Source organism: Nocardioides sp. NPDC057772 (genome assembly GCF_042798075.1).
Taxonomy (GTDB): domain Bacteria; phylum Actinomycetota; class Actinomycetes; order Propionibacteriales; family Nocardioidaceae; genus Nocardioides.
Window position 1 is genome coordinate 1 of the sequence record NZ_JBHVKN010000118.1, and the last position, 15,803, is coordinate 15,803.

Genomic DNA, 15,803 nt, shown 5'->3' on the forward strand with positions numbered 1-15,803 from the left:
CACGGAGATCGAGCGCCGCCTGGACGGCGACGTCCCGCTGCTCGCCGAACTCTTCCCGCAGTTCGCCTCCCGGCTCATCCGCAACTGCGCACCAGCCGGCTGAAGTACTCCTCGGCATTGGCGGCGCTCATCGGCCGCAGGGCGTACGGGATCTGGATGATCTTGTCGAGGAAGTCCAGCGGATCGCCGATCTCGTCCCTCAGCCGCCCGCTCACCTCGGACGCGTCCGGGTCCCCGGGGCGGGTGGGGTCGAGCTCGCGCAGCGACCGTCGCAGCCAGCGCGGGTCGACGCTGACCACGGCGACGAAGAGGCGCGTCGCTTGGAGCAGGTTGAGGGTGTGCAGGACCTCGACGACCCGCTCCGGGCGGCACCGGTCGAGGTCGTCGACATGCAGCACGATCCGGCGGATCCGGAGGTCGTCCGCAGCCACCTGAGTGCCGAGCGTGCCGTTCCGGCCCAGGCCGTAGGCCTCGGCCAGCTCCTCGAACTGGGTCTGGAGCACCCCGACGACTCCCCGTTGGACATCGCGCTCGGCGGCGCGCTCCGGGTCGCTGAGGATCGTCTCCAGATCGGCCACCGCCGCCGTCGTCGGACGCGCCTCGGTCCGCTTCAGCCGTTCGTCGATGCGACCGATCTCGGCATCGACACCTGCCGCCACGAACCCCACCAGCCAGGACGCGCCGGAGCGCACCTTGCGGTGGATGGCCGCCGCCTTCGGCACACCTTCCAGGATCGTCGCCCACACGGTGGACAGGACCAGCAGCGCCGGCGCCGAGCGCAGCACGACGTCGGCCCACGCGCGCACCCTCGCGCCGACGTCGAGTCCCCAGGCCTCCCAGCCGAGCACGGCTGCCAGGGCGATGAGGAACGAGGCCGCGCTGAGCATCACCAGGATGCGCATCACCTTGTGGTTGCGGCCGAGGACGAGGTCGGGCAGCGTACGCAGCGCGATCAGCGCCGCGCGTGGGCGCTGCACCACCGAGTTGGTCCGCAGGGCGTCCTGGGTGCGCTCGAGGCGGCTCCGCGTCGCCGTCAGCGCCTTGCGCTCCTCGACCTGCTCACGCCAGGAGGTCTCGGTCGACCCGCTCTCGGCGACGCGGCGCTCCAGATAGCGGGTCAGCGACTCGAAGATCGCTCGGGACATCCCGACCATGACGTGGGTGTCGCTGTAGTGCCAGGGGTTGAACTCGACCACGTCGACGCTGGTGTGGAAGGTGGCGGGGTCCTCGGCCGGAAGCTCCACCTCGACCTTGTGCTTGAGCAGGCGCATGAAGGTCGACTTGCCGCCGCCCCAGGGCGCCAGCAGGGCGATCGCCAGCGGCGGCTGGGTCGATCTGGCGGCGATCATCCGGCCGAGCGCGTCGACGTCGCCGTCCACGCCGAGCAGATCGGCCATGGCCGGCCCGTCCTCGAGCGGCACCGCGTGGCGGTGCGCGGAGGGCCGCAGCCGCGGGCGGCGTACGGGCATCCTGTCGGCCCCGACGTCGCGGCGCGCCTTCTGCGCCCACTCGAGCAGGCGCCGGGCGTGGTCGCTGTAGCGGCTGTGCGCGCCGAACCGCTCCGAGCGCTCGAGGCTGTCGACGTTCTCCTGGTAGAGAGCGATCGCCTCGTCGAACTTGTGGATGTCGGCGTATGCGTTGGCCAGGTCCTGGCGTGCGCGGACCTGGTCGATCATCCGATGCGCGCCATCGGCGAGCACGGCCCTGAGGTGGTCGTCGTAGACCCGGACCTGGCTGGTCGGGTCCTCGAGCAGGAGCCGGTAGGCCCGGGAGAGCTCCGCCCTCGCGCTCCGCGCCTGCCAGCTCGGTGCTCCGTGAGCCGCCACCGCCTCGTCGAGATGCTCGACGAACACCTGCGCGCACCGCTCCGCCCGGAACTGCCTCCCGGTGGCGTCCGCGTCTCCGACCTCGCTGCGTGGCGCCAGCAGCATCGCCCGGGCGAGAGCCCACCGGGCGTCGCGCGCGTCCTGGTGATAGGGGCCGACCTGTTCCTTGGTACGCCGCAGGATAGCTCGCAACGAGGCGACGCCGCCGTCGGCGCTGTGCCCGTGGCTCTCCCGTTCGACCGTAGGCGCGTCGTTCGGTGCTGCGGCTGCGCCGTCGTGTGGCACGTGAGCTCCTGAGTCCTCGAGATCGGCGACAGCAACCTAGCGCCCCGAACGCCGCCCGTCAGGTGAATACACGCACGGCAGTGCTCAGCGCGGCAGCCCCAGGATCTGCTCGGCGGCCACGTTGCGGAGCACCTGGGTGGTGCCTCCGGCGATGGAGAGACAGCGGGTCAGCTGCGACTGGTGCAGGTCCTCACGCACCTGCGGGTCGTCGGTGAGCGCGAGCGGACCGAGCAGGTCGACGACGAGCTCGGAGGCATCCTGACGGTTGCGCACCGTCAGCAGCTTGGCGACCGACGACTCCGCACCCGGCCCGCGCCCGGCGAGCGCCTTGAGCGTGGAGCGCACGCCGAGCAGGGCGCACACCGTCGAGAGCGCGACCGCGCGCCCGACACGGGCGAGCTCCGCCTCACCTCGACCGGCGGCGAGCGCGACCGCCCGCTCGACGCTGCCGCCGAGGTTGGTCGAGGCCATCGCGACGCGCTCGTTGGCCAGCGTCGTCCGCGCCAGCCGCCAGCCGCCGTCGACCGCGCCGACGACGAGCTCGTCGGGCACGAACACATCGTCGAGGAAGACCTCGTTGAAGAGGGCGTCGCCGGTCAGCTCGCGCAGTGGACGCACATCGATCCCCTCGCTGCCCATGTCCACGAGGAAGTAGGTGATGCCTTTGTGCTTGGGGACGTCGGGGTTCGTACGCGCCAGGCAGATCGCCCAGTCGGCCTCGGCCGCGAGCGAGGTCCACACCTTCTGCCCGGTCAGCCGCCAGCCACCCTCGACGCGTTCGGCCCGGGTGGCCAGCGAGGCCAGGTCGGAGCCAGCACCGGGCTCGCTGAAGAGCTGGCACCAGACGACCTCGCCGCGCAGCGAGGCGTCGACGAACCGCTCCCGCTGGGCGTCGGTGCCGTGCTCGATGATGGTCGGCACGGCCCACCCGGCGATCTTGATGTCCGGGCGCGCCACACCCGCTGCGGCCAGCTCCTCGTCGATGACGAGCTGCTCGACCGGCCCGGCACCGAGGCCGTACGGCGCCGGCCAGTGCGGCGCGAGATAGGCCGCGTCGACGAGCGCGTCCCGAAGCTCGGCCTCCGGACGTGCGGCGATCGCCGCCACCGTCTCTCGCACCCGGGGGCGTACGTCTTCGTCCCGGCCGTCGAGGTCGACCCGGACCGAGCGGCGGGTCCCGGCCACGGCGTGCCCGGCCAGCGCGACAGCGTGGGCGTCGCCGGCACCGAGAAGGCTGCGCAGAGCGACCGCGCGGCGGAGGTAGAGGTGGGCGTCGTGCTCGAAGGTGAAGCCGATGCCGCCGAGGACCTGGATGCAGTCCTGCGCAGCACGCACCGCGCCGTCGAGCGCGGTGACACCCGCAACCTCGGCCGCGAAGTCCCACTGACCGGCTTCTCCCCCCTCGGACAGCACCGTCTCGGCCGAGGCGGCCGCGTCCCAGGCGGTCGCGGCCACCGCCTCGGCCTCCTCCAGCATCTGCGCGCACAGGTGCTTGATCGCCTGGAACGAGCCGATCGGTGCGCCGAACTGCTCGCGCACCTTGGCGTACTCGACCGCCGTGGTCAGGCACCACTGCGCGATCCCCGAGGCTTCCGCGGCCGCCAGGGTGAGCGCCGTACGCCGCACCGTCTCGCCGCTCAGACCCGGGAGCTCGACCGCCTCGCCGGCGTCGACGTCGACCCGCACCTCGGCGACCCGCCGGGTGAGGTCGGGCCCGACCTGGGGACGTACGTCCGCCTGCTCCGACGCGAGGACGAACCAGCGCTCCGCACCGTCCGCGCCGCGCGCTCCGAGGAGCAGATGGGCCGCTGCCCCGCCGTCGTAGACGACCGGAACGGTGCCCGTGAGACGCTCGCCGGCCTCGAGGACCGGGTCGAGGGCGATCCCGCACCCGCCGGCGGTGACGGCGTCGACGATGTCGCCGAGGCCCGCCACACCCGCATGGAAGGCAGCCACTGTGGTGCCGAGGAGCGGCCCCGGAAGCAGCTCGTGGGCGCAGGCCTCGAGCGCGACCGCGGCGTCCAGCAGGGTGCCGCCACCGCCGTTCGGCTCGGGCGCCGCGATGCCGGCGACGCCATACTCCTCGACACCGCGCCACACCTCGTCGAAGCCCGCGGTGGCGGCGCCTTCGGCGGCCCGCGCGAGCGCGATCCCACCCAGACCCTTCGCCCAGTCGCGCAGGCTCTCGCTGAGGGCTTGGTGTTCGTCGGTGATGCCGATCGGCACAGGGACCTCCTACTATTTCCGCGGCCTTCAGGAATAGAGACTGATGTAGAACGTGTTACAAGTCTAGACTCACGAAGGAACGTGTTTCACTCTCAGGCGCCGATGCGGTTAGCCTGGAAACCACAGATCGAGATCCGGTCATAGTCCTAGGGGGGACAACCAGTGACGTCCGTCAGCACGGAGCCGCGCAACACCGATGGCCCCACTCCGGCCACCCCGCCCACCGGCGGGTCCGCGGCCCAGCGAGAGCGCCGTCGGCGCATCCTCGACGCCACCATCACGCTTGCGGCCGAGGGCGGGTTCGACGCCGTGCAGATGCGCGCCGTCGCCGAGCAGGCCGAGGTCGCTCTCGGCACTCTCTACCGCTACTTCCCCTCGAAGATCCACCTCCTGGTCTCCGCCCTGGCGCGCGAGTTCACCAAGGACGTCGAGCGCTCCGCCATCCGCGCGACCCCGGGCGACACCGCTCACGAGCGGATCATGTACGTCCTCAACCGCCGCACCCGCGCCCTGCAGAAGCAGCCCAAGCTCACCGAGGCCCTGGTCCGCGCCTTCATGTTCGCGGACCAGTCGGTGACCGGCGAGATCCACGAGGTCGGCACCAGCCTGACCACCGTCATCGCCCGCGCCATGCACGGCACCCCCGACCACGGCGAGGTCACCGAGGAGGAGGCCGCCATCATCCGGATCATCTCCGACGTATGGCTCTCCGCCCTCATCTCCTGGGTCACCGGCCGGATGGACACCGAGGACGTCGAGAAGTCGATCGACGTCGCCGTACGCCTGCTGTTGCGCTGACCCCACGTCGAGCCGTCCCCCCGGTCGGCCGAGGCGTCACTTACGTCGGCCGAGTCGGCACCCGCTGACGTGTCGACCGACGTAGCTGACGCCTCGGCCTGCCTTGGCGACCACTCGGCCTAGTTGCAATCGGCCGGCTTCTCGGACGCGGACACCTCCTCAGGCGTCATCGCGCGGCTGTTGCAGGCCACCGCCCAGATGAGGTCATAGGGGCGGTCTTCGACTAGACCCGTGATCGCGAACGGGCGGTCACCGGGGGCGCTGATCGTCATCGTCTCGCGCTTGCCGTTGTCGACGTAGTCGGCCTCGAGCACCCATTGGCAGGTCTGCCTCGCGCTGGTCGCCTGAATGGCGATGATCACGGTTTCGCCCTTCTCGAGCGTGACCGTGCCGTTGTCGAAGTACGCCGTGCCGTCCTCGACCGAGATCAGCTCGGGCGAGCCGGCGTCGATGGCGGTCCTCAGCTCGATCTTGTCGCCCTCGCCCTGCGTGATGTCGTCGACGAGGGTGCCGCGCTCGACCCGCTCGGTGCATGGACCCGTCCGCTCGGGGCGCAGGTCGGTGATCACAACCGGATCGCGGTGGCGGCCGACGAGCGTGACCTCCCATGTCACACGGCCCGCGGCATACCACTCGTGCTGCGCTTCCCAGTCGGGATCATTGACCTTCTCCCGGGCGTCGGTCATGTCATCGAACTCCACCGCCTCCGGGATCAGCACCGGGCCACTCAACGGCTGCCGGCGTACGTCCACGATCTCGATGCCGCTGCCTGGCTCGTCCCAACCGTCGGGCAGGAGACCGGTGAAGAGGTTCTGCAGACCATTGGAAAACGTCGCCGTCAGCGCACCCCCGACCACTACTGCGATGACAGCCACCTGCTTCTTCGTCAACGACAGCCACCACGACGAGCCCGTGCGACGCCGTTCGGGAGCCGGAGTCGGCTTACGTTCCGCGACGTCGGCCTCCGTCTCGGCCGGTTCCTCCCGCGCCTCGTCCTCCATCAGTCCGTACCCCTCTCGAGAACCTGGTCAGCGGGAACCGTCTCTGCAGCCGGAACGCCGCCGAGCCGATGAGCGAGCGCGACCGCGAGACCGATGAGCCAGCCGAAGCAGGTGCCGAAGCGGACCGCGGCGGCGACATTGCTCAGCGCGAGGTAGTGCGCTGCCGGCCCCTGGTCGGGTGCGGGCGCGACTGCGCCCTCGACCAGGCCCACCACTGCGGCCAGCACGGCGATCAAGCCCCAGCACTGCAGCACAATGCCGAGCGCCTTCGGCTCGTCACCACGTCGCCAGCGGGCGACCAGCAGCCGTACCCCGAGCCAGACGAGGACGATGAGAACCGCCGAGCTCAACGTGCGTGGCAGCCAGACCGAGGTCTCGAACGTACCGCTCAGCGCGTGCGGGTCATGAGGCGCGGCGAACCTGGCGTGGGCGAACCAGACCAAACGCAACCACGTGGCACCCGGCTCCCCGACCGCATCGGGATCGGCGTCGGGGCCGTAGTCCCAGACGAATCCACCGACCAGCACCAGCGCCAGAAGCGGCAGCACACCCCAGGTCGCGACCTGGGAGGGCGGCGCTGACTGCGCCACCGGCACTGATGCCGTTTCAGCCGGATCAGATCCGTCACCGGCACCGAGTTCGGCCGCGAGCTGTGCCAACACCACCGAAACAGACGCGGCGACGCCTCCGACAACGCCGAGCGCGATCCCTAGCCAGATGGCGCCGTCCAGCCCAGGCGGGAGGACCTCCGAGAACGAGATCGCACCTTCGTCCGCCAGCCTCGAAGTCGCCAGGACGATGAGGAGGAGGTTCGTGAACCCGGCCGCGAGAAGGCACGCACCCAGAACCCGACCGACGGCACCCTCCACAGAAGCCGTCCCGCTTCTCAGACTCGCATAGGTCAACACCGCGACAAGGACGACGAAGAGCACCGTCGGCAACGCCGTCTCGGGCGCAGCCGCGTACTCGTCTCTCACCATCGATCCCCACAGGAAAGACAGCCCGTTCAGGAACCGGGAGACCAGGGCACCGAACCATGCCTGCCCACGGTCGGCCCAGACCGTGTAGGCGTCCCCGGGGCGAATCGGCACGGCCATCGCGAACACGTAGAACCACGCGAAGACTCCGAGCACAACCATGGTGGCGACCGCACTGAGTCGTCGAGACATGTCTTCTGATGGCCTTCGGTTCGTCCCCGCTGACTGAAACCTTCCAGCGCAGTATGCCGGACCCGGGCCCCACGCGCGGCCGACTCACCCGGACCGACGGTGGCGCTCGACCGGGGTCAGCCGCCGAAGGCGTGGGTGGCGGTGGCGCCGCCGTCGATGGCGATCTCGGCGCCGGTGACGAAGCTCGACTCGTCGGAGGCGAGGTAGACGTAGAGCGGGGCGATGTCCGCGGGGTGGCCGACGCGCTTGAGGGCCACCTTCGAGGCGCCGAACTCCATGGCGGCGTCGTCGGCGCCGACGCCGCGGGTCATGGAGGTGTCGATCATGCCGGGGTGGACGGAGTTGACCCGGATGCCGCTCGGACCGAGCTCGAGGGCCGCGGCCTTGGTCATACCGCGGATGGCGAACTTGGTGGAGGTGTAGCCGGCGACGAACGCCATCCCGGCCAGGCCCTCGATCGAGGAGGCGTTGATGATCGAGCCGCCACCGTTCTCCTTCATCGTCGTGATCACCGAGCGCATCCCGAGGAAGCAGCCGAGGGTGTTGACCCGCCACAGCAGCTCGAACTCCTCGACCGGCTGGGTCAGGATCTCGCCGAAGCGGAGGATGCCGGCGTTGTTGGCGAGCACGTTGACCGGACCGTACGCAACGCTGGTCTCGGCCACCAGCGACGTCCAGGACTCCTCCGAGCTCACGTCGTGGTTCACGAAGAGCGCCGCCTCCCCCAGCTCCTCGGCGAGCAGCTTGCCGGGCTCGTCGGCCACGTCGGCGATCACCACCTTGGCACCCTCGGACACGAACGCCCGCGCGATCGCAGCTCCCTGCCCCTGCGCGCCGCCGGTGACGATCGCGACCTTGCCCTCGAGACGTGCCATCACTGCTCCTTGTCGTCCTTCAGCGTGAGCTGCATGATCGAGTCGGCCGAGAACCCGGCCGCGGGGTCCCGGTCGGCGAACCAGCCGCCGACCTGCTTGTCGAGCGAGTCCAGGTCCCAGGCGGCGTTGTCGAAGCGCTCGGCCACCGTCGGCGGCGCCAGGACCGCGATCATGCCGCCGTAGACCACGAAGACCTGCCCGGTGATCGCGGCTGCGGCCGGCGAGGCGAGATAGGTCACCAGCGGAGCCACGTGCTCGGGTCCGTAGGAGTCTCCCGACAGCACGCCCTCCGTCATCGCGGTCGCCGCGCGTGGGCAGATCGCGTTGGCGCGTACGCCGGAGCGGCCCATCGAGCGGGCCGTCGACATCGTCAGGGCGGTGATCCCGGCCTTCGCGGCACCGTAGTTGGCCTGTCCGCGAGGACCGGAGAGGAACGCCTCGGAGGAGGTGTTCACCACCGCGGCGTCGACCGGCGCGCCCGTCGACTTGGCGACCGAGCGCCAGTGGGCCGAGGCGTTGCGGGTCAGCAGGAAGTGTCCGCGGAGATGGACGCGTACGACGAGGTCGAACTCCTCGTCGGACATGTTGAAGAGCATCTTATCGCGGGTGATGCCCGCGTTGTTGACCACGATGTCGAGGCCGCCGAGCCCGTCGACGGCGGCGGCCATCATCGCGTCGGCGGTGGCACGCTCGCTCACGTCACCGGCCGCGATCACCGCCTCGCCGCCGAACCCACGGATCTCCTCGGCCGCCTCCTCGGCGGCGCCGGGCAGGTCGTTGAGCACCACCCGGGCGCCGGCGCGGGCCAGGGCGACCGCCTCGGCGCGCCCGAGACCGGCTCCGGCACCGGTGACGATCGCGATCTTGCCTGTCAGGTCAACGCTCACGCGGGGCTACTCCTCGATCCTCAAGGCTGCCTTGGGGCAGCCGGCCACGGCCTGCTCGACGCGGTCGCGGTTCTCGTCGGTCACCGTCGGGTCCGCGATCTGCAGGTAGTCGTCGTCGTCGATCTCGAACACGTCGGGAGCGAACGACTCGCACATCCCGTTGGACTCGCACAGGTCGAAGTCCGCGATCACCTTTGCCATGTCCGTCTCCTTCTCCTCGTCTTCATCGAAGTCAGCCTTGACCGGGCAGCGCGCCCAGCTTGCGGTGGTCCCAGCTTGCGACCTTGTCGGGCTCGATGACGATGCCGACGCGCTTGTGGGCCTGCTTCGACACCAGCTCCTCACCGAGCTCGCCCAGGTCGGCGCCGTTGGCCATCCGGGCCATCACCCGCGCTCCGATGCCCTTGATCTCGTCGTAGTCCTCGACGAGCCGCGCCTTGCCGGTGATGCTCACCCCGCGCAGCTCGAAGTAGTCCACGCCGTCCTCGACCAGGCAGGTGACGCGGGGGTCGCGGCGCAGGTTGCGGACCTTCTGCGAGGACCCGTAGGTCCAGAAGACGATCTTGCCCTCCTCGAGCACGTAGAACAGCGTGGTCAGGTGCGGGGCGCCGTCGGGGCCGACGGTCGCGACCTGCACCTTCATCTGCGAGCCGAGGAACTCCTCGATCTCCGCCTCGGTCAGCTGTACGGACTGGCGTGAGCCGGCCATGTGCCCTCCTCGAGCAGTGAAACTAGAACGCGTTCTATCATATTCGGGACAGTGACGCCCCTCGTAGGGGCCTCATCGTGAGACTAGGCCCATCGCCTCGGGCTCCGCTTCGACTAGGAGGCGGCCTCCATCTCGGAGATCAGCCAGCCGCCGTCCTCCTTGACCAGCGTCAGCACCTCCCACGTCGGACTGACCACGGTGTTCTTCGTCTTCGGCGCGGTCGCGCTCTGGTTGACGAAGAGCAGCACCTTCGCGGACTCCTCGGTGGCGGAGATGATCGAGGCGGCGCAGTCCTCGTCGACACAGGCCTTGCCCTCCTCGGCGGCCTTGGCACCCTCCTCGGAGAGCGGCGCGACCTGGGCGTCGACCTTGATCCCGAGGTCGGCCTGCTCCTTGCGCTTGTCCTCGCCGGGCAGCGTCTTGTCGTACTCCTTCTGCATCGCCGGCGTCATCAGCTTCTTCGCCGCCGCGATGTCCTTCTCGGCACTGGCGGCCTGGTAGGACATCACCGTCTGGGTCAGTCCGACCGAGTGCTCCATGATCGCCGCCCTGGATCCGGCTGCCGTCAGCTCACCTCCGGGGGCCACGTCGTCCTTCGACGCCCTGTCGACGGCGAGCCAGAGCAGGCAACCGGCCACCAGGACGAGTACGCCCAGAACGGCCGTCAGCACGCGGCTCCCGTCGCCCAGCCAGCGCTCGGCGAACCCGCCTCGCTCCTCGGCAGGACACTCACCCTCATCCTGAGGTTGAGACTCCGCCTCGGCCTCCGCACCCTCGACGGCGGCCACCTCGTCGCGTACGTCCTGGGGTTCCGGATCCTCGGCCGGCGGCAGCAGGTCGGACCCGCAGTAACGGCACTTAATCGCAGCGGCCTTGATCGTCTCGGCGCAGAAGGGGCACTCCTTCTGGCCGGTGGAGACCGATCCGTTCGCTCGTACGCCTGTCATCGGGCCACCTCCGTAGCGCAAGCGCCAGGGTACGGACGCGCCCCGATGAGGATCCCATTGTTCACTCGCTGACGCTCGCTCATCAGTTGACTCCTGCCAGGTCGGACATGCGCCATCCGTCCTTCGTCTTGGCCAGCGACACCTTGAAGCGGTACTTGGAGCACCGCGCACCGTCGTAGGGGCAGGTGTCGCTCTTCTTCAGCTCGGCGGTCTGGCTGCTGGTCACGACCGAGTCGACGGCGACGAGCACGACCGCCTTCTTCGACCCGATCGCGCGGATCCCGACCTGCTTGACCTTGCCCTTGGAGATGGTCTGGGCGGGGATGGCGGCTTGCCGGATCTGCTCAGCGATGGCGGTGTACTCCTTGCCGAAGGTGCCGGTCGAGATCTCCTTGACCGCCTGGATCCGTGGGTCCATGTCGCGGTAGTCGACGTCGAGGAAGGCGATCACGCCTTCCTCGGCGACCGCCTTCACCTCGTCGTAGTCGGCGGCCGCGGCCTCGGCGGGTGTCGTCCAGGGCAGCACCCGGGCGCCGCCGATGAAGACGGCTGCCGTCAGCACGACCAAGATCACCACGACCGCCGCGAGCACGGTGTTGACCCGGCCCAGTCTGGCGAGGGATAGCTTCACCTCGAGGGGGTTGTCAGAGCTCATGCGGACTCACTCCTCCCCCAGGATCATCGATCGCCAGGAGTCGTCGGACAGGGCGGAGACGAGGCCTCCGTCATCGGTCGGGGTGGACATCGTGACCGTCTTTCCGTCGGGGAGCTGGGTGCGCCCGGTCTTCGGGTCGTAGGTCGTCACGTACTTCTGGACACCCTCGGGCTTGGGCACCATGTTGACGCCGCGCTGCATGATCGGGTTGTCGCCCTGGTAGCCGGGCTGGGCCCGCTCGTCGGTGCACTTGGCCGGGTAGAGCGGCTGGTCCTCCATCACGGTGCCGGGGATCCACTGGTCGGCGGGCTTGTAGCCCTCCTGGCACGGCGGTGTGGTGTAGACGAACCCCATCGACAGGTGACCGTAGCCGTCACCGGGTGAGCCGGTAAACCCTGTCGCGACGACACGCGGGAAAGTCACCAGGGTCTGCTCGATCGCCGGCAGCCGGGCGGTGAGCACCTCGTTGACGGTGCTGAGGTTGGCCAGGAAGACCGGCAGCAGCGGCTGCAGCCCGTCGAGCAGCGACTGCACCTGGACCGCGGTCGCCTCGCCGCCCTGCAGGATCTCGCGCAGCTCCGGGTCGCGCTTGTCCAGCGTCGCGGTGACCTCCTCGAGCCCCCTTGCGAACTCGCGGATGTCGCCGCTGTGCTCCTTCTGGGTCTGGAGCACGGTCTGGCTGGTGTTGAGGAGCCGGATCGTCTCCTTCTGATGGGCCGCGGCCTCGTCGACGAGCGTGGAACCCGAGTCGAGCAACGTACGCAGGTTCTCGGCGTTGCCGCGGAACAGCGTGCCGAGCTCGGCGACCACGGTGCTCAGGTCCTCGCCGTTGATCGAGGTCGTGAAGCTGTTGAGCTCGGTGAGCAGCTCGTCGGTGGTGCCGGGCATCGACTCGGGCCCGGCGGTGACGACGTCGCCCTCGGCGAGGTAGGGGCCGGAGGCCGACTCGGGGATGAAGTTGACGTACTGCTCCCCCACCGCCGACAGGTTGTGGACCTCGACCTTCGCGTCCTTGGGCACCTGGGTGCCGGGATCGAGCTGCAGCCCGGCGCGTACGCCCTCGTCGGTGACGGTCATCGACGCGACCCGTCCGATGCCGATGCCGCGGTAGTTGACCTCGCTGCCCACATAGAGGCCGCCGGAGGCGGGCAGGTCGACCGAGACGTCCACGTGGCGGCCCAGGACCCGGTCGACGACACCGAGGTAGGCGGCCGAGACGTAGAAGATGCCGACCGCGGCGAGCACCAGGAAGACGACCAGCTTGTTGCGTACGCTCCGTGTCATCAGCTACCGCCTCCCAGCAGTCCGAGGAGACCGGCCAGGCCTCCGGTGGTCGGCTCCGCGGTGGGCGACTCGGTGTCGGTGGGTGCGGAGAGGCCCTCGGCGATCTCCGGGACCAGATCGTTGAGCCCCGGTGTCTTGGTCGAGGCCGAGCTCTTCGGCAGCAGGTCGGAGATGTCGGGCAGCTTCGGGGTCTTCTCGCCCGGTTTGGCCGCGGTGTCCTCCTTGCCGACCACGGAGCAGACGATCTGCATGTTGGTGAGGTCGCAGAGCGCCTTGGCCAGCGGCTGGATCGCCTCGCACCCCTTGGAGTAGGACAGGCAGATCTGGAAGACCTGCGGCAGCAGGCCCGGTGACTCGCCGTTGGTGAGGCTGCCGACCAGCTTGCCGAGGTCGAGGTCCATGTGGAACAGCGCGTTGGAGTAGTCACCCATCGCCAGTCCGGAGGCGTTCTCGGGGAACGGGAAGCTGGCCGCCATCATCAGGCCGCGCGGCAGCGAGTCACCGGCGTCGGCGAGCTCGCGCAGCGTCGGCGCCAGGTCCTCGAGCGCGGTGGTCAGGTTGGCGCCGCTCTGGTTGATCACCCGGGTCGCGACCACGCCGAGCCGGTCGAGCGCCTTCATCATCTTCACCAGGTCGGCGTGCTGCTGGCGGAGCACCTCGAGGGCCGGCCCGAAGGAGTCGATGGCTGCCTCGATCGACTTGGACTCCTTGTTGAGGGTGCGGGTCAACCGGTCGACCTGCTCCATGGCTCGGATGATCGAGCCCTTCTGCTGGTTGAGCGAGGCGACCGTGGTCTCCAGGTTGCCCAGCAGCGCCCGCATGTCGCCGGTGCGCCCGTCCATCATCGTGTTGAGCTCGTCGCTGATCGTCTTCAGCTGCCCGACGCCGCCGCCGGCCAGCAGGAAGGAGAGCGCGCCGAGCACCTCCTCGACCTCGGGGTTGCGGTTGGTGCGGTCGAGGCCGATGGTCGCGCCGTCGCCCAGCTTGCCGGCGCTGGCGATCGTGGATCCCTCGGGTGCCACCAGCGCGATGTACTTCTCGCCGAGCAGGCTGGTCTGGCGTACGTTCGCCAGCGCGTCGGCAGGGAGCTCGATGTTCTTGCGGATGGTCATGGTGACCTTCGCGTGCCAGCCCTCCCGCTCGACCTTGTCGACCTGGCCGACCGGCACGTCGTTGGCCATCACCTTGGTGCGCGGCACCACGTCGACGACGTCGTTGAACTCCGCGGTCACGACGTAGCCGTCGCCCTCGCCGACCTCCTTGCCGGGGAGCGGCAGGTCATAGGCCTGTACGCCGCACCCGCTGGCCACCGCGAGGACGCCGAGCATCGCGAGGAAGACTCTGGTCTTCACCTCTTGCCTCCTGACATCAGGTCCTGCAGCGACCCGCTCAGGGCACCGATCCCACCCTCGGTGACCACCTCGGGCTCGACCTCGGGCTGCTTGGCCGGGGTGTCGGTCTCGACCGGCAGCCCGGTCTCGGTCTCCCGGTTGGTGGGGGCGCCGCCTTCGGTGAGCGCCTCACCGGCGGGCGCGGTCGAGCCGTTCGGCAGCAGCGCCTTGAACAGTGCGCAGATCTCCTTGGCGCCCGGGATCTGGTCGTTCTCGACGACCATGCAGAGGATGTTGGACAGATCCGAGCCGATCGGCCCCACCTGGAGCCGGAAGCCGACCGAGCCGGAGGCCGGGTCGAAGGACTCGGCCAGGTTGCCGATGCCGAGCGGCGCGAGGTCGATGACGGTGCCGAGGGTCTCCTTCTCCTTGGCCAGGACGTTGAGCGTCTTGTTGAGCTCCTTGACGTCACCGACCAGGGCGTCGGAGTTGTTCTCGACGAAGGACTTGGTCACCTTGACCGCCTGCGCGATCGCGGCGAGCGCCTGGTCGAGCTCGTCGCTCTCCCCGGCAAGCTGGGTGGAGACCGTCGACAGGTCGGTCAGGAACTTCTCGGTCGTCTCGTCGTTGCGGGCCAGCGTGCGGGTCACCTCGGAGAGCTGGGAGAGCGTGCTGAAGAGCTGCTCGGAGTTTCCACCGAGCACCTGGGCGGCCTCGGACATGTCGGCGATCGCCTGGTTGCCGAGCTCGCCGTTGCCCTCCAAGGCGTCCGCGCCCTCGCTCAGGACGTCGCTCAGCGCGCCGTTCTTGTTGGCGCCGTTGGGGCCGAGCGCCGTGGTCAGCTCGGAGAGGCTGGCGTAGATCCGGTCGAGCTCGACCGGGACCGCGGTGCGCTCGATCGGGATCTCCCCGCCGTCGGCCAGGGTCGGCCCGCCGGTGTAGGCGGGCGTCAGCTGGATGAACCGGTCGGCGACCAGGGTCGGGGTGACGATGGCGGCCTTCACGTCCTCGGGCAGCTTGTAGTCGCTCTCGTACTCGATCACCGCGTCCACGTGGTCACCCTTCGGCTCCAGGGAGGCGACCTTGCCGACCTTCACGCCCATGATGACGACGTCGGAGCCCTCGTAGATGCTCACCGCCTGCGGGAAGCTGGCGGTCACCAGCTTGGTGTCGGGCGCGGCGACCTCGGAGACCAGCAGCAGTCCGCACATCACCACCAGCGCGATCGGCAGCGCCGCCCACTTGGACCGCAGGCTCGGCCCCGAGTGCCGCTCGGTCCCGGCCACGGCGAACGGCACCTGCGTACGCCGCCGGCCCCTGCGGCGCGGGACCTCGGTCAGTCGTTCGATCATGTTGGTCATTGCACGATCCCTGGTCGTCGTCCGGGCACGAACTCCCCGCTCACGATGCCGGTCAGGTTGGCGAGGTAGGCGTCGAACCAGGGGCCGGTGCCGATGATGTTGATCAGGATCGACGCGTACGGCCCGTAGTTCTGGATGGTCTTGGTCAGATCCTCGTCGCGGGCGTTGAGGAACTTCAGCGCCTGCTCGAGCGCGTCCAGCGCGGGACCGATCTGCTTCTGGTTCTCCTTCACCAGGGCCCGCAGCTGCTCGGCCAGGGCGGTGGCGTTGACCAGCAGCTGGTGGATGGCCTGGCGGCGCTGGATGAGCTCGGCGAAGACCTGGTCGCCGTTCTCCATCACGCTGATGATGTCCTGCTTGCGCTCGTTGACGAGCTGCACGACCTTCTCGGCGTCCTGCAACAGCGACTCCAGCTCGTCGCCGCGGGCGGCGATCGTCTGGGAGAGGGC

The 15,803-nt window shown here is 69.5% G+C and carries 15 protein-coding genes; 1 reads left to right on the forward strand and 14 read right to left on the reverse strand.

The genetic code is table 11. The features are described 5' to 3' along the window. Window positions 1–74 precede the first annotated feature (74 nt). Together ACFVJS_RS18175 and ACFVJS_RS18180 are read right to left on the reverse strand one after the other, a co-directional pair. Window positions 75–2,111 (reverse strand): P-loop NTPase fold protein, encoded by a 2,037-nt coding sequence (locus ACFVJS_RS18175; protein WP_378883017.1) that lies wholly within the window; start codon window positions 2,109–2,111, stop codon window positions 75–77. 84 nt (window positions 2,112–2,195) lie between these two features. Beyond that, window positions 2,196–4,337, reverse strand: coding sequence for an acyl-CoA dehydrogenase family protein (locus ACFVJS_RS18180; protein ID WP_378883019.1), 2,142 nt, complete (start codon window positions 4,335–4,337; stop codon window positions 2,196–2,198). Between the two features lie 162 nt (window positions 4,338–4,499). Between ACFVJS_RS18180 and ACFVJS_RS18185 the strand changes: the two genes are divergently transcribed. Then, window positions 4,500–5,135, forward strand: coding sequence for a TetR family transcriptional regulator (locus tag ACFVJS_RS18185; protein WP_378883021.1), 636 nt, complete (start codon window positions 4,500–4,502; stop codon window positions 5,133–5,135). A 119-nt stretch (window positions 5,136–5,254) separates the two neighbouring features. Here the strand turns inward: ACFVJS_RS18185 and ACFVJS_RS18190 are convergent, their stop codons facing one another. The 12 genes from ACFVJS_RS18190 to ACFVJS_RS18245 all read right to left on the reverse strand — a co-directional run. Beyond that, window positions 5,255–6,136, reverse strand: a complete 882-nt coding sequence (locus ACFVJS_RS18190; RefSeq protein WP_378883023.1) for a hypothetical protein — start codon at window positions 6,134–6,136, stop codon at window positions 5,255–5,257. After that, window positions 6,136–7,305: a hypothetical protein gene (locus ACFVJS_RS18195; protein WP_378883026.1), complete on the reverse strand. Its 1,170-nt coding sequence runs from the start codon at window positions 7,303–7,305 to the stop codon at window positions 6,136–6,138. Before ACFVJS_RS18195 ends, ACFVJS_RS18190 begins: the two co-directional genes overlap by 1 nt. 116 nt (window positions 7,306–7,421) lie before the next feature. Continuing rightward, window positions 7,422–8,180, reverse strand: a complete 759-nt coding sequence (locus ACFVJS_RS18200) for a glucose 1-dehydrogenase (RefSeq protein WP_378883029.1) — start codon at window positions 8,178–8,180, stop codon at window positions 7,422–7,424. Beyond that, window positions 8,180–9,067 carry an SDR family NAD(P)-dependent oxidoreductase gene (locus tag ACFVJS_RS18205; RefSeq protein WP_378883032.1) on the reverse strand — a complete coding sequence of 296 codons (888 nt, stop codon included), beginning with the start codon at window positions 9,065–9,067 and terminating at the stop codon, window positions 8,180–8,182. Before ACFVJS_RS18205 ends, ACFVJS_RS18200 begins: the two co-directional genes overlap by 1 nt. A 6-nt stretch (window positions 9,068–9,073) precedes the next feature. After that, on the reverse strand, window positions 9,074–9,268 hold the full coding sequence (locus ACFVJS_RS18210; protein ID WP_165112007.1) for a ferredoxin: 195 nt from the start codon (window positions 9,266–9,268) through the stop codon (window positions 9,074–9,076). Between the two features lie 31 nt (window positions 9,269–9,299). Further along, window positions 9,300–9,776: a pyridoxamine 5'-phosphate oxidase family protein gene (locus tag ACFVJS_RS18215; protein WP_378883034.1), complete on the reverse strand. Its 477-nt coding sequence runs from the start codon at window positions 9,774–9,776 to the stop codon at window positions 9,300–9,302. A gap of 113 nt (window positions 9,777–9,889) precedes the next feature. Continuing rightward, on the reverse strand, window positions 9,890–10,723 hold the full coding sequence (locus ACFVJS_RS18220) for a hypothetical protein (RefSeq protein ID WP_378883037.1): 834 nt from the start codon (window positions 10,721–10,723) through the stop codon (window positions 9,890–9,892). A gap of 82 nt (window positions 10,724–10,805) precedes the next feature. Then, the gene (locus ACFVJS_RS18225) at window positions 10,806–11,378 is read right to left on the reverse strand and encodes a hypothetical protein (protein ID WP_378883040.1); all 573 of its coding nucleotides are present in this window, start codon (window positions 11,376–11,378) and stop codon (window positions 10,806–10,808) included. Between the two features lie 6 nt (window positions 11,379–11,384). After that, entirely contained in the window at window positions 11,385–12,662 is a 1,278-nt protein-coding gene (locus ACFVJS_RS18230) for an MCE family protein (protein ID WP_378883043.1), read from the reverse strand. Then, window positions 12,662–14,014: an MCE family protein gene (locus tag ACFVJS_RS18235; protein WP_378883046.1), complete on the reverse strand. Its 1,353-nt coding sequence runs from the start codon at window positions 14,012–14,014 to the stop codon at window positions 12,662–12,664. Before ACFVJS_RS18235 ends, ACFVJS_RS18230 begins: the two co-directional genes overlap by 1 nt. Beyond that, a complete protein-coding gene (locus ACFVJS_RS18240) occupies window positions 14,011–15,354 on the reverse strand; it encodes an MCE family protein (protein ID WP_378883049.1) in 1,344 nt (447 codons plus the stop codon). Before ACFVJS_RS18240 ends, ACFVJS_RS18235 begins: the two co-directional genes overlap by 4 nt. Continuing rightward, a partial coding sequence (locus ACFVJS_RS18245) for an MCE family protein (RefSeq protein WP_378883052.1) occupies window positions 15,351–15,803 on the reverse strand: 453 nt, incomplete at its 5' end. The genes ACFVJS_RS18240 and ACFVJS_RS18245, both read right to left, overlap by 4 nt.

Coding starts and splice junctions, on each gene's coding strand:
- ACFVJS_RS18190 (WP_378883023.1), bottom strand. CDS start 6,136: ATGGAGGACGAGGCGCGGGAGGAACCGGCCGAGACGGAGGCCGACGTC.
- ACFVJS_RS18195 (WP_378883026.1), bottom strand. CDS start 7,305: ATGTCTCGACGACTCAGTGCGGTCGCCACCATGGTTGTGCTCGGAGTC.
- ACFVJS_RS18200 (WP_378883029.1), bottom strand. CDS start 8,180: ATGGCACGTCTCGAGGGCAAGGTCGCGATCGTCACCGGCGGCGCGCAG.
- ACFVJS_RS18210 (WP_165112007.1), bottom strand. CDS start 9,268: ATGGCAAAGGTGATCGCGGACTTCGACCTGTGCGAGTCCAACGGGATG.
- ACFVJS_RS18215 (WP_378883034.1), bottom strand. CDS start 9,776: ATGGCCGGCTCACGCCAGTCCGTACAGCTGACCGAGGCGGAGATCGAG.
- ACFVJS_RS18220 (WP_378883037.1), bottom strand. CDS start 10,723: ATGACAGGCGTACGAGCGAACGGATCGGTCTCCACCGGCCAGAAGGAG.
- ACFVJS_RS18225 (WP_378883040.1), bottom strand. CDS start 11,378: ATGAGCTCTGACAACCCCCTCGAGGTGAAGCTATCCCTCGCCAGACTG.
- ACFVJS_RS18230 (WP_378883043.1), bottom strand. CDS start 12,662: ATGACACGGAGCGTACGCAACAAGCTGGTCGTCTTCCTGGTGCTCGCC.
- ACFVJS_RS18240 (WP_378883049.1), bottom strand. CDS start 15,354: ATGACCAACATGATCGAACGACTGACCGAGGTCCCGCGCCGCAGGGGC.